Origin of the sequence: Wenjunlia vitaminophila DSM 41686, from assembly GCF_000380165.1 — a bacterium.
Taxonomy (GTDB): domain Bacteria; phylum Actinomycetota; class Actinomycetes; order Streptomycetales; family Streptomycetaceae; genus Wenjunlia; species Wenjunlia vitaminophila.
In genome coordinates this window covers 147,398-160,048 of record NZ_KB904635.1, presented here as the reverse complement: position 1 = coordinate 160,048, position 12,651 = coordinate 147,398, and the positions used below count along the sequence as shown (strand labels likewise).

Below are 12,651 nucleotides of genomic sequence, written 5' to 3'. Positions count from 1 at the left end.
ATCGACACCATCCTAACTTGGACATGGTCTAAAAGGGAGTCGAACGGGGGCGCGTGTGGCGCCCCCGCCCCCTCGCCGGTGTGCCACCCGACGCCGCGGGGGGGAGGGCAGACGCCGGTGGCCGTCCTGCCGGCGGCAGCCGGGACTCAGTGCTGGCTGTACCCGTCGAGGAACCGGCCGATCCGGGTCATCGCGTCCACCAGCTCCTCGGCGCGGGGGAGGGTGACGATGCGGACGTGGTCGGGCTCCGGCCAGTTGAAGCCGGTGCCGTGCACGATCATGATCTTCTCGGCCCGGAGCAGGTCGAGCACCATCTGCCGGTCGTCCTTGATCTTGTACACGGCGGGGTCCAACCGCGGGAAGAGGTACAGCGCCCCCTTGGGGCGCACACAGGTGACCCCGGGGATCTGGGTGAGCAGGTCGTAGGCGGCGTCCCGCTGGGCGAGCAGCCGGCCGCCGGGCAGCACCAGGTTCTTGATGGACTGGTGTCCGCCGAGCGCGGTGGCGATCGCGTGCTGTGCCGGCATGTTGGCGCACAACCGCATGTTGGCCAGGATGGTCAGGCCCTCGATGTAGCTGGCGGCGTGCGCCTTGGGGCCGCAGACCGCCATCCAGCCCGAGCGGTACCCGGCGACCCGGTACGCCTTGGACAGGCCGTTGAAGGTCAGGGTCAGCAGGTCGGGAGCGACGGCGGCGGTCGGGGTGTGGGTGGCGCCGTCGTACAGGATCTTGTCGTAGATCTCGTCGGAGCAGACGATCAGCCGGTGCCGGCGGGCGATGTCGGTGAGGTCGCGCAGCAACGCGTCGTCGTAGACCGCGCCGGTGGGGTTGTTCGGGTTGATGACCACGATCGCCTTGGTGCGGTCGGTCACCTTGCGCTCGATGTCGGCCAGGTCCGGCATCCAGTCGGACTGTTCGTCGCAGCGGTAGTGCACCGCGGTGCCCCCGGCCAGGGAGACCGAGGCGGTCCACAGCGGGTAGTCGGGCGCCGGGACCAGCACCTCGTCGCCGTCGTCGAGCAGCGCCTGCATGGACATCTGGATCAGCTCGGAGACCCCGTTGCCCAGGTAGACGTCCTCCACCTCGAGGGTGACCCCCTGGGTCTGGTAGTGCTGGACCACGGCGCGGCGGGCGGACAGCAGCCCCTTGGCGTCGCCGTAGCCGTGGGCGTCCCCGAGGTTCCGGAGCATGTCCTCCAGGATCTCCGGTGGGCACTCGAACCCGAACGGCGCGGGGTTCCCGGTGTTGAGCTTGAGGATGCGGTGCCCCTCTGCCTCGAGCCGCATCGCCTCCTCGAGCACCGGACCGCGGATCTCGTAGCAGACATTTGCGAGCTTCGTGGACTGGATCACCTGCATGTCCGTACCTTACGACCGCGTCGCCGCGCCGGTGCACGTGTTTTTTCCCACTGATGGCCCAATCCGCGGCATTTCAGCAGGTCAGCAGGTCGGGGTGCGGCGAACGGAGCGCCCGGCCAGCACGTCCGTCCGGCGTCCGTCTCGCATGACGAAACAGCCGTCGACCAGCACGTGCGGAACCCCGGTCGGCGGGGTGCGGGGTGCGGCGAACGTCGATCCCGCGCCCACCGTCGCCGGATCGAACAGCACCAGGTCCGCCCGGTACCCGGGACGGACCAGCCCGCGGTCGGGCAGTCGCAGCCGGGCCGCGGGGCGGGAGGTCAGGTGGGCGACGCACTCCTCGAGCCCGAGCACCCCCAGCTCCCGCACGTAGGTCCCCAGGTAGCGGGGGAAGGTGCCGTACGCCCTCGGGTGCGGCTTGGCGCCCACCAGCAGCCCGTCGCTGCCCCCGGTGTGCACCCGGTGCCTCATGATCGTCCGAACGTTCTCCTCGTGCCCCACGTGCTGGAGGATGGTGGTGCCCAGCCGGTCCCGGAGCAGCAGGGTGCGGGCCAGCTCGAACGGTGGGGTCCCCGCGCGCTCCGCCGACTCGCGCACGGTCAGGCCGGTGTACCGGGACAGCGCGGGGTCGGCCACCCCGGAGATCTCGATGGTGTCCCAGTCGATGGGCACCCCGTGGCAGCCGTCGGACCCGTCCACCTCCATCACCCGCCTGATCCGTTCACTGACCGCGCCGTCGCGGAGCCTGGCGAGGGTGGCGCCCGGCCCGCCCTCGGTGGCCCAGCCCGGCAGCATCGCCGCGAGGGTGGTGCAGCCCGGCAGGTAGGGATAGGTGTCCAGGGAGATGTCGGCGCCGTCGTCGAGGGCGGCGTCCAGCAGGGCCAGCAGCTCCGGCGCACGCCCCCGGTTGACGTCGAAGTTCATCGTGGCGTGGGCCAGGTGCAGGGCACACCCGGAGGACCGGGCGACCCGGACCATCTCGGCGTACGCCGCCAGGGCCCCGGCCCCGTACGACCGGTGGTGCGGACAGTGGTAGCCGCCGTACCGGGCCACCACCCGGCACAGCTCGGTCAGCTCGGACTCGTCCGCGTACGCCCCCGGGGTGTAGGTGAGGCCGGACGACAGGCCCACGGCGCCCTCGGCCAGCCCCCGGGCGACGAGCTGGCGCATCCGGCGCAGCTCGGCGGCGGTGGCCGGGCGGTCCTCCCAGCCCACGGCGAGCATGCGCACCGTGCCGTGGGGGACGAGGTAGGCGGCGTTGACCGCGATCCCGCGGTCCAGGCGGTCCAGGTACTCCCCGACGGACCGCCAGTCCCAGTCAAGGCCGGGCGGGTCCCCGTTCCAGCCGGTGATCTGCTCCCGCACCTGGGCCAGGGTGCGGTCGTCCACCGGGGCGTAGGACAGGCCGTCCTGGCCGACCACCTCTAGGGTGACCCCCTGGGCGGCCTTCGCCTCGTGACCGGGGTCGGTGAGCAGGGCCAGGTCGGAGTGGGCGTGCATGTCGATGAACCCCGGGGCGAGCACCAGGCCGTCGCAGTCCAGGGTGGAACGCCCGCCCAGCCGGCCCTCGCCGGCGCGGGCGAGCTCGGCGATCCGACCTCCGACGAGGCCGACGTCGGCCCGGAACGAGGGCGCTCCCGAGCCGTCCACCACCCGGGCGCCGCGCAGTACCAGATCCATGGCAGGACCCTTTCCGCTCCAGTGTGGGCAGGGGCTGACCGCGCCGACGGCGTGCCCGGGCGGGTATTGGCGACCACCGTCGGCACGCCTCAGAAGAAGGTGCGGATCAGGTCGGTGACCGTGCCGTCCTCCGCGACCAGCGGGATGAGCTGCCACTTGTCGAAGGTGGTGCACGGGTGGGAGAGACCGAGGCCGACCCAGTCCCCGACCTCCAGGGCGGTCCCCTCGGCGACCTCCACGAACGTGTGCTGGTCCGCCAGCGCGGTCACCACGAGGCCGGACGCCTCACGGACCACCCCGTCGGCGCCCCGGACCACCCGGGCCTGCGGCAGGTGCAGGTCGTGAGGGGCGTCGCGCTTCCCGGCGTTGAGGAAGGCCCGACCCGGTTCCGGGCGGGAGACGACCTGGGCCCACAGTCGGAACGCCGCGGTCAGCGCGTCGTTGCCGGGGAGCCGGTTGAACGGGGTGACCTGGCGGTAGTGCCCGTCGTCGTGCGTGACGTAGGCGCCCGACCGCAGCAGTCGCAGCACCGGCCGGGACAGGGCGGGAACGGTGGAGAAGACGTCGGCGACCGCGTCGAACCAGGCGCTCCCACCGGCGCTGAGGACGATGGTTCCGGTGTCCGCGAACCGGCCGGCCGCGTCGAACCGCTCGGCGAGCGCCACGAGCCGCCCCAGCCACTCCCGCACCGACTGGGGGGTCCTGACCCGCAACTCGCCCTCGTAGCCGGCCACCCCGACCAACCGCAGCGAGGAGGTCCGCCGCACCGCGTCGGCGACGGCGTCCGCGGTCTGCTGGTCGCGGACACCGGTGCGCCCGCCCGGGCAACCGAACTCCACCACCACGTCAAGACGCCGCTTCACCCCTGCCGCCCGCAGCGCCGTCTCCATCAGCTCGACCCCGCGGACGGAGTCCACGTAGACGACGCAGACGAAGTCGGGATCGGCGTCGAGCTCCGCGCCGAGCCAGGCCAGGGCCGCGGGGTCCACCACCTCGTTGGCCAGGAACACCCGCGGCACACCGAACGCCCGGCACACCCGCACCTGGCTGGGCACGGCGACGGTGATGCCCCACGCCCCGCCGGCGAGCTGGCGGGCGAAGAGCTGCGGGGCCATGGAGGTCTTGCCGTGCGGGGCGAACGCCAGGCCCCGCTCGGCCGACCACCGGCGCATCAGGGCCAGGTTGTGCTCGAGCGCGGGCTCGGACAGCGTCAGCACCGGGGTGGTGAAACCACCGGTGAACAGCGGCCTGCGTTCGGCTGCGAGCTCCCTGACGGTGAGTCCTTGCGCCTGCGGCGGCATCCCCTTGAACCGCCAGTCCACCCGTTCGTCGGCCAGTGCCCGGACCGGATCCATGCCGCCTCCTGCCGCCGTCCGCAACCGCTGCCCCGCTGGAGTCCGTTGCATTTTGTGCAACAGGCATTGCGGTGCATGCTTCATGGTGTCTAGCATCCGGCCCACCGGACGGTCAACGGTGCCGCCCCGGACCGTGCCCAGCGAGACGAGGACGCACACCCACGTGACCACGCCCACCACCGGAACCGCCCCCGCCGCCGTCGATGCGGTGTGCCTGGGGGAGTCGATGGTCACGTTCGTCCCCGAGCACACCGGGCCCCTCGCCGACGCACCCACCTTCCACCGGGGCGTCGGCGGCGCCGAGTCCAACGTCGCCTGCTACCTCGCCCTCAGCGGCCACTCGACCCGCTGGATCAGCCGGGTCGGCGCCGACGGCTTCGGCGACCACCTGGTCGCCGAGATCGCCGCCGCCGGGGTGGACGTGGACTGGGTGCGGCGCGACCCCACGCGGCCCACCGGCATCTACTTCAAGGAACGGCTGCCGGGGCGCACCGCGGTGACCTACTACCGTGCGGGGTCCGCCGCCACCGTCATGTCACCGGAGCTGGTCCCCCGACAACTGGCCTGGTCGGGGCGGGTGCTCCACCTCAGCGGGATCACCGCGGCGCTCTCCGCGTCCTGCCGCGAACTGGTGCGGGAACTCACCCGGCGCGCCGCCGGCCGCCCCCTGGTGTCGTTCGACGTCAACTACCGCCCGTCGCTGTGGAAGGGGCCCCGGCACCCGGGGGAACTGCTGGAGCTCGCCCGCGGCTGCGACATCGTCTTCGTCGGTGAGGACGAGGCGGAGGCCGCCTGGGGCACGACCGGGGCCGCCGAGCTGCGCGCCGCGCTGCCAGAACCGGGCACCCTGGTGGTCAAGCAGGGCGCCACCGGGGCGGTGGCCCACGTCCGGCGCCCCGACGGCACCGACGACCGGCACTTCGAACCCGCGCTCCACGTCGACGTGGTGGAGCCGGTCGGGGCCGGCGACGCGTTCGCCGCGGGGTTCCTGTCCGCGGCGCTGCGCGGACTGCCTCCCGCCGCGCGGCTGCGGCACGGCCACGTGCTGGCCGCCGTCTCCCTCACCGTCCCCGCCGACCTGGGCCGCCCGCCGTCGCGAGCCGTCGCCGACCGGCTGGCCGCCATGGACGAGGATGCCTGGAGGGCCCTGCGGCTCGGCCCGGGGTGGGCCGAGCGGCCCGGCACGGTGGAGGACCGTTCATGAGCCAGACCGTCGACCGCGCGCTGCGCATCCTTCCGCTGCTCGCGGAGGGGCCCGCCAACCTGGAGCAGGTGGCGAACCGTCTGGGTGTGCACAAGTCAACCGCGCTGCGGCTGCTGCGCACCCTGCACGAGCACGGTCTGGTCTACCGGCAGGACGACCAGCGGTACCGCCTTGGGGCGCGCCTGTTCGCCCTCGCCCAGCAGGCGATGGAGAGCCTCGACGTCCGCGAGGTCGCCCACCCCCACCTGGTCGGGCTCAACGAGGCCTGCGGACATACCGTCCACCTCGCCGTCCACGAGGAGGGTGAGGTCGTGTACATCGACAAGGTGGACAGCCGCTACCCGGTGCGGATGTACTCGCGCATCGGCAAACCGGTCGCCATCACCGTCGCCGCGGTGGCCAAGCTGCTCCTGGCCGACCTGCCCGACGACGAGCGGCGCAGGCTGGCCGCCACCCTGGACTTCCCCCGCTACACGGCCCGTTCGATCACCGACCCGGAGGCGTTCCTCGCCGAGCTGGCAACGGTGCGTGAACAGGGTTGGGCCACCGACCTGGGCGGTCACGAGGAATCGATCAACTGCGTCGCGGCGCCCATCCGCGGCACCGACGGCCGGGTGATCGCCGCGATGTCCGTCTCCGCGCCCACCGTGGTGGTCAGCGCCGAGGAACTGCTCACGCTGCTCCCCCTGGTGCGCAGGACCGCCGAAGCGGTCAGCCGTGAGTACGTGGGACAGCACGCCTGACCGGAGCCGGACGACGGAAGGAGGAGGCCCCCCCGGGCACCAACCAGCGACACGAACCACGGGAAACGAACCACGAGGAACGAACCACGAGGAACGAACCACGGGAAACGAACCACGAGGAACGAACCGCAGGAAGCCGACGACACGAAGGAAACGCCGATGAGTGAAAAGACCGCGGTCGTCACCGACCGGGCACCGCGCCCTCCCGCCTCCTTCTCCCAGGGCGTGCGCAAGGGGAACCTCCTCCAGGTCGCCGGTCAGGTCGGGTTCGACCCGGCCAGCGGCGTGGTGGCGGGCACCGGCCTGGTCGAGCAGGCCGAGCAGACCCTGCGCAACGTGCAGGCGGTCCTGGAGGAGGGCGGGGCCTCCTGGACGGACGTGGTCATGATGCGGGTCTACCTGACCGACACCAGCCACTTCGCCGAACTCAACCGGGTCTACGACGAGTGGTTCTCCCGCGTCGCCGGCCCGCACCCGGCCCGGACCACCGTCTACGTGGGGCTGCCCGCCGGCCTCCTCGTCGAGATCGACGCGCTGGCGGTGCTGGACTGACGCGCCGTCGCCCGCCGGACCCGGGTCCGGCGGGCGACCTCCCGGTCCACCTCGCAACCGGCCGGCCCGCCGCCGGGCCCACGTGACCAGGGCCGCCCGGCCGCCGGCCCGCAGACCGCCGCCGGGACACCGAAGGACGAGCCCGTCGCCCCACCGCGGACGCCCCGGCACCGCGCGCTCCGCCGCACACCACCCGTCACCCCGTCACCCCGTGCACCGCGGTGCCCCCTCGCGCACCCACGCGCACGGGTGACCCGCGGCCGGGCACCCGTGACGGCCCGCCCCTCACCGCCCCCGACCCGCACGCTCCGCGGGGCGGTCCCGACCGGTGGCGCCCCGCGCCCCCCCGCCCCACCACGCCCAAGGAGTCCTCATGGAACCAACCCCGCACACCGGTGGCCTGCTCCTGCTGATATCGGGCACACCAGGTCTGCTCACCATCGCGGTCCTCGGCATCGCGCTGCTCCTCTACCTGATCATGAAGGTCCGGCTCCAGCCGTTCGTCGCCCTGCTGGGGGTCAGCTTCGCGGTCGCCTTAGGCGCGGGCATCAGCGTGGAGGAACTGTTCGGCACCGTCCAGCGCAGCGAGGTCGTCGGTCTGACCCAGTCGGGATTCGGCGGCATCCTGGGCAGCGTCGCCATCGTGGTGGGGCTCGGCACCCTGCTCGGCGCCATCCTGGAGGTTTCCGGCGGGGCCGAGGTGTTGTCCTCGCGGCTGTTGGGAGTCTTCGGGGAACGCCGGGCGCCGCTGGCCATGGGGCTGACCGGCTTGGTCTTCGGCATCCCCGTCTTCTTCGACGTCGGCATCTTCGTGCTCGCCCCGCTGGTGTACGCGGCGGCCAAGCGCAGCGGCAAGTCGTTGCTGCTGTACGCGCTGCCCCTGCTGGCCGGCCTGTCGGTGACGCACGCCTTCCTGCCGCCGCACCCCGGCCCGGTGGCCGCGGCAGGACTGCTCGGCGTGGACCTGGGCTGGATGATCCTGATGGGTTCGGTGTGCGCCGTGCCGGCGGTGCTCGCGGCGTGGGTGTTCGCCGACTGGGTGGGGAAGCGGATCTTCGTTCCCGTCCCCCAGGACATGGTGGACGCCACGGAGGAGGCCAGGGCCGCGGTGGCGGCCGAACTGGAGCGGACCGTCACCAAGGGCCGGGGACGCCGGAACGGCGGGGACGGGGGTGAAGGCCCGGCGGCCACCGAGGACCCGGTGCCGCTGAGCACCGTGCTGTTCATCATCGGCACCCCGCTGCTGCTCATCCTGATGGCGACCTTCTCGTCGATCACCATGGACAAGGGCGACGTGCGGTCGGTGCTCGAGTTCGTCGGCGACCCGTTCGTCGCGCTGACCGTGGCCCTGCTGCTCGCCTACTACCTGCTGGGCATCCGCCGGGGCTGGAGCCGGCAGAGCCTGGAGGCGGTCACCTCGGCGTCGTTGAAGCCCGTCGGCTCCATCCTGCTGGTGATCGGCGCCGGCGGGGTGTTCGGCAAGGTGCTCAGCGCCAGCGGCGTCGCCCAGGCCCTCGCCGACGCCTTCCAGGACGCCGGGCTCCCGGTGATCGTGCTGGCGTACCTGATCTCGTCCGTGATCCGGGTGGCCCAGGGCTCGGCGACGGTGGCCATCATCACCACCGCGGCCATCGTCGAGCCCCTGCTCGCGGCGGGCGACCACTCCCAGGCACACCTCGCGCTGGTCATCGTCGCCATCTCGTCCGGCTCGATCATCGCCTCGCACGTCAACGACGGCGGGTTCTGGATCGTGTCGAAGTACTTCGGCATCTCCGAACGGGACACCCTGCGCACCTGGACCGTGCTGGAGACGGTGCTCTCGGTGGCCGGTTTCGTCACGGCCGCGCTGCTGAGCCTGCTCATCTAGCCCCGCGCCGCGTGAAACTGACGACCACTCCGGTCACCGCGTCACCGTCGCGGGTACGGACCGAACGCACGGCCGCTCGCCCGCCGAGTGGCATGCCTTTGGGCCGTTCGCCTGGTTAAGCTGGCCCTGGGGGTGTTCCGCGGGGGCGAGTCATCAGGCGAACTGGGGGTCGGGTGCCAACTGCCATAGCCGTGACCAGCGCGGACCTGATCCTTCCGGTGCCGGAGGGGCAAGCGCCCGCCGCCGTGGTCCTGCACCGTCCCGACGACCGGGCGGCAACGGAGCGGTCACATCCGCTCGACGAACAGTTGACCAGAGTCAGCGCGGCGCTGGACAGCTTCGGGTACTTAGTGGCGCTCGTTCCGGCCACGCTGCCGGCGCAGGAGCGCCGCCGGCTGCACACGGTCCGCGCGGTCCTGGAGAGCGACCGGATCGCGCTGGTGGACGTCGATCTCCCGCCGCTGGCCGCCGCGCTGCTGGCCCGTCAGCTCACCCTGCTGTGCGGCACCGACCTCGCACCCGGGGTGCTCGCCGGGGCCGCCCGGCTGCTGCCCTACTACCTGCACACCGGAGCCGTGCTCAACAGCATCGCCCGGCTCGACCGGGTCGAGGTGAACCTCAGGTCACACCTGCGCTCCTGGGTCCCCGGGTCCCAGTTCGCCGTGGTCGCCAACCCCCAGGCGCACCTGGCGGAGCTGACCGGCTCCGCCAGGCTCCCCGGGCCCGACTTCGCCACCCACCTCGCCGTGGGGGAGCACGGGTTGGCGTCCGACTGGGTCAGCGGTGACCTGGCCCGTCAGTGGCGGTGCCAGCGGGTGTGCCAGGTGCCGCTGCCCGCGGCGTCCACCCAGTGGTGGGGCAACCAGAAGCTGGTCGAGTTCGCCGCGTACATCCCCGACGTGGCGGTGCTCCACCAACTCGTCCGTTCCGTCCGCCGCGACGCCTGCGGCTGGTGCGGACTGGAGACCATCGGCGACCGGTGCCTGTTCTGCTCCGCCCGCGTCGAACCCACGGCACCCACCCGCCCCGCCGCCGTCACCCCGGGGTCCGCCGCCACCCCGGCGGGCACCTCACGGCGTCCCGGGCCCGGGGCAGGAGCCGGGACCGTCAGCCGAACCGAGACCGACAGCAGATACCAGATTGGTCCCACACGTCGATGAACTCACGTCAACGGCGCGGCGTCATCCTGATCGTCCTCTCCGTCGTCTGCGCCGTCGCCGCCTTCGCGGGCGTGCTCGCGGTCGTCAACGACGTGGAGTCCAAGGTCGGCCAGGAGACCACCGCGTACGAGCTCAAGCAGGACATCCCCGCCTACCAGGAGCTGACCCCCAGCCAGTTCCGCCGGGTGAAGGTGCCCGAGCGCTGGCTCCCCGACACCGCGGTGCGGGACCTCGACGAGATCGACGACAAGATCGCCCCCATCGCGCTGCACGAGGGCTCGCTCCTCCAGCGGGAGATGGCCGTGGACCGCCCGGCCCTGGAGCCGGGGCAGCGGGAGATCGCCATCATGATCGACGCCGCCACGGGGGTGGCCGGGAAGATCGACCCCGGGGCCCGGGTGGACATCTTCGCCACGTTCGAAGCCGAGGACCGCGGCAAGTCGCCCGCCTCCTCGCAGATCATCGTCTCCGCGGCCAAGGTCATCGACGTCGGCGAACTGGAGGTGCTGGACGCCGACCGGGACGACGACGGCTCCGGTGACGAGGCCGTGCCGATCACGTTCGCGCTCTCCCCGAGCGACGCGCAACGCCTCGCCTACGCCGAGTCGTTCGCCACCCACGTGCGGCTCGCCCTGGTTGCGCCGGGCGACGAGACGGCGCTCACCCCCGGTGAGCGCACCTACACCCTCGACGAGGACCGGGAACGGTGAGACGCGCGTGATCATTCGTGTGCTCTGTGGGATCGGCGACACCGACACCGCGCGGGCCCTCGCCACGGTGCTGAACCAGGTCCCCGGGGCGGAGCTGGCGCCGGTCGCGGCCGACTCCGCGGCGCTCCTCACCACCCTGGACCGGCTCGCCGACGAGTCGGTGGACGGGCTGCCCGAGGTGGTCCTGGTCCACGAGCGGATCGGCCCGATGCCGGCGTTCGAGCTGGTCCGGGAGGTCGCCATGCGGTTCCCCGCGGTCGGGGTGGTGCTGATGTCCCAGTCCCCGAACCCGGACCTGTACGCGGCGGCCATGGACGTCGGCGCCCGCGGCGTGGTCGGGTTGCCGCTGTCCCACGACGAACTGGCCATGCGGGTGCAGACCGCCGCCGCCTGGGCGACCGGGGTGCGCCGACACCTGGCCCCCGCCCCCGAGGCCCCGTCGGGCAGGACCGGGACCCTGGTCACGGTCGCCGGGGCCAAGGGCGGGGTCGGCAGCACCGTCGCCGCCATCGAACTCGCGCTGGCCGCCCGCGCCGCCGGCCGGGCCACCGCGCTGGTCGACATGGACCTCCAGTCCGGGGACCTGGCGTCCTACCTCGAGGTGCAGTTCCGGCGTTCCCTCGCCGACCTCGCCGACATCAACGACATCTCCCCCCGGGTGCTCCAGGAGGCGATGTTCGACCACCCCACGGGGCTCGCCCTGCTGCTCGCCCCCGCCGAGGGCGAGCGCGCCGAGGAGGTCACCGACCGCGCGGCCCGTCAGGTGCTCACCGCCCTGCGCTCCCGTTTCGACGTGGTGGTGGTGGACTGCGGCAGCCAGGTGAACGGGGCCAACGCCGTCGCCGTGGAACTCGCCGACACCGCCGTCCTGCTGACCACCCCCGACGTGGTCGCGGTGCGGGCCGCCAAGCGGATGGTGCGCCTGTGGGACCGCCTCCAGGTGCGCAAGGCGGAGGACACCGTCGTGGTCCTCAACCGGCACACCCGCGGGACCGAGATCCAGCCGGTCCTGGTGCAACGGATCACCGGCACCCGCGGCGCCAGGACGGTGATCCCGGCGGCCTACCGGGAACTCCAACCGTTCGTGGACGCCGGCCGGTTGCAGGACCTCGACGCGCGCTCCACGGTCAAGCAGGCACTGTGGGCGCTCGCCGGCGAACTCGACCTGCTCCAGACCGCGGAGCCGGGCGACCCCGGGCGCCGCGCGGGGCGCCAGCACGCCCGGGGCCGCTCCGGCAGGAAGCGCGGGCCCGGCAGGTTCGGGGACCGGGGGCAGGCCAGCCTCGAGTTCCTCGGCATGGTCCCGACGATCCTGGTGGTGCTCGCGCTGGTCTGGCAGTGCGTCCTCATCGGCTACACCTTCACCCTCGCCGGCAACGCCGCGGACAAGGCGGCACGGTCCGCCGCCACCGGCCACTCCTGTGCCGGCGGCGGCACCGAGGACCTGCCGGGCGCCTGGCAGGACGGCGCCGACATCACCTGCGCCGAGTCGGACGGGATGGTCACGGCGTCGGTCAACCTCCGGGTTCCCGCGCTCTTCCCCGGAGTGGCCTCGTTCCCGCTGACGCTCTCCGCGAGCGCGGGCGCGGCGAAGGAGAGCGACGATGGGTAGCCGGACCGGCGTCGGCGCCCCGGACCGGTCCGCCCCGGGACGGTCGGTCAGGTCGCGCGACGACCGTGGTCAGGCGGCCCTCGAACTCCTCGGGGCCATCCCGGTGCTGTTGCTGGTCGCGCTGGTCGGCATCCAACTCGGCATCGTCGCGCACGCCGCCTCCCAGGCCGGAACGGCGGCCAGGGCCGCCGCCCGCACCGCCTCCCAGGACGTGCCGGGACGCTCCCCGCAGGCCGCGGGAACCGCCGCGGTCAGCGACTGGCTCCGGGACGACGTCACCGTGGACGTCGAAACGGGGGAGGAGTCGGTGACCGCCACCGCCAGCATCGACATCCCGTCGGTCATCCCGGGCATCGGCGGGTTCGGCCCGGTCCACCGCACCGCACACCTGCCCAAGGAGTGATGCGGCC

11 protein-coding genes are annotated in these 12,651 nt (G+C 72.9%); 8 read left to right on the top strand and 3 right to left on the bottom strand.

Translation table 11 applies throughout. The features are described 5' to 3' along the window. Window positions 1–146: 146 nt before the first annotated feature. The 3 genes from A3IG_RS0102020 to A3IG_RS0102010 form a co-directional block, all read right to left on the bottom strand. Window positions 147–1,358: a pyridoxal phosphate-dependent aminotransferase gene (locus A3IG_RS0102020; RefSeq protein WP_018381877.1), complete on the bottom strand. Its 1,212-nt coding sequence runs from the start codon at window positions 1,356–1,358 to the stop codon at window positions 147–149. Window positions 1,359–1,439: 81 nt separating this feature from the next. Continuing rightward, a complete protein-coding gene (locus A3IG_RS0102015; RefSeq protein ID WP_018381876.1) occupies window positions 1,440–3,038 on the bottom strand; it encodes an N-acyl-D-amino-acid deacylase family protein in 1,599 nt (532 codons plus the stop codon). 89 nt (window positions 3,039–3,127) lie between these two features. Then, on the bottom strand, window positions 3,128–4,393 hold the full coding sequence (locus tag A3IG_RS0102010) for an alanine racemase (RefSeq protein ID WP_018381875.1): 1,266 nt from the start codon (window positions 4,391–4,393) through the stop codon (window positions 3,128–3,130). Between the two features lie 163 nt (window positions 4,394–4,556). Between A3IG_RS0102010 and A3IG_RS0102005 the strand changes: the two genes are divergently transcribed. The 8 genes from A3IG_RS0102005 (at window position 4,557) to A3IG_RS28250 (ending at window position 12,644) form a co-directional block, all read left to right on the top strand. Continuing rightward, entirely contained in the window at window positions 4,557–5,597 is a 1,041-nt protein-coding gene (locus A3IG_RS0102005) for a sugar kinase (RefSeq protein WP_018381874.1), read from the top strand. Then, entirely contained in the window at window positions 5,594–6,340 is a 747-nt protein-coding gene (locus A3IG_RS0102000; protein WP_018381873.1) for an IclR family transcriptional regulator, read from the top strand. The genes A3IG_RS0102005 and A3IG_RS0102000 overlap by 4 nt, the downstream gene beginning before the upstream one ends. A 159-nt stretch (window positions 6,341–6,499) precedes the next feature. Next, window positions 6,500–6,892: a RidA family protein gene (locus tag A3IG_RS0101995; protein WP_018381872.1), complete on the top strand. Its 393-nt coding sequence runs from the start codon at window positions 6,500–6,502 to the stop codon at window positions 6,890–6,892. 373 nt (window positions 6,893–7,265) lie between these two features. Then, the gene (locus A3IG_RS0101990) at window positions 7,266–8,759 is read left to right on the top strand and encodes a GntP family permease (RefSeq protein WP_018381871.1); all 1,494 of its coding nucleotides are present in this window, start codon (window positions 7,266–7,268) and stop codon (window positions 8,757–8,759) included. 191 nt (window positions 8,760–8,950) lie between these two features. Further along, complete coding sequence (locus A3IG_RS0101985; protein ID WP_018381870.1) at window positions 8,951–9,919, top strand: hypothetical protein; 969 nt, start codon at window positions 8,951–8,953, stop codon at window positions 9,917–9,919. Beyond that, window positions 9,916–10,629, top strand: coding sequence for a Flp pilus assembly protein CpaB (gene cpaB / locus A3IG_RS0101980; protein WP_018381869.1), 714 nt, complete (start codon window positions 9,916–9,918; stop codon window positions 10,627–10,629). Before A3IG_RS0101985 ends, cpaB begins: the two co-directional genes overlap by 4 nt. 7 nt (window positions 10,630–10,636) lie before the next feature. Continuing rightward, window positions 10,637–12,241, top strand: coding sequence for an AAA family ATPase (locus tag A3IG_RS0101975; RefSeq protein ID WP_026219803.1), 1,605 nt, complete (start codon window positions 10,637–10,639; stop codon window positions 12,239–12,241). After that, window positions 12,234–12,644, top strand: coding sequence for a TadE/TadG family type IV pilus assembly protein (locus A3IG_RS28250; protein WP_018381867.1), 411 nt, complete (start codon window positions 12,234–12,236; stop codon window positions 12,642–12,644). The genes A3IG_RS0101975 and A3IG_RS28250 overlap by 8 nt, the downstream gene beginning before the upstream one ends. The last annotated feature ends 7 nt before the right edge of the window (window positions 12,645–12,651 follow it).

What these genes read in the sequence shown, in the direction of transcription:
- A3IG_RS0102020 (WP_018381877.1), bottom strand. Translation starts at nt 1,358, where the DNA reads ATGCAGGTGATCCAGTCCACGAAGCTCGCAAATGTCTGCTACGAGATC.
- A3IG_RS0102015 (WP_018381876.1), bottom strand. Translation starts at nt 3,038, where the DNA reads ATGGATCTGGTACTGCGCGGCGCCCGGGTGGTGGACGGCTCGGGAGCG.
- A3IG_RS0102010 (WP_018381875.1), bottom strand. Translation starts at nt 4,393, where the DNA reads ATGGATCCGGTCCGGGCACTGGCCGACGAACGGGTGGACTGGCGGTTC.
- A3IG_RS0102000 (WP_018381873.1), top strand. Translation starts at nt 5,594, where the DNA reads ATGAGCCAGACCGTCGACCGCGCGCTGCGCATCCTTCCGCTGCTCGCG.
- A3IG_RS0101995 (WP_018381872.1), top strand. Translation starts at nt 6,500, where the DNA reads ATGAGTGAAAAGACCGCGGTCGTCACCGACCGGGCACCGCGCCCTCCC.
- A3IG_RS0101990 (WP_018381871.1), top strand. Translation starts at nt 7,266, where the DNA reads ATGGAACCAACCCCGCACACCGGTGGCCTGCTCCTGCTGATATCGGGC.
- cpaB (WP_018381869.1), top strand. Translation starts at nt 9,916, where the DNA reads ATGAACTCACGTCAACGGCGCGGCGTCATCCTGATCGTCCTCTCCGTC.
- A3IG_RS28250 (WP_018381867.1), top strand. Translation starts at nt 12,234, where the DNA reads ATGGGTAGCCGGACCGGCGTCGGCGCCCCGGACCGGTCCGCCCCGGGA.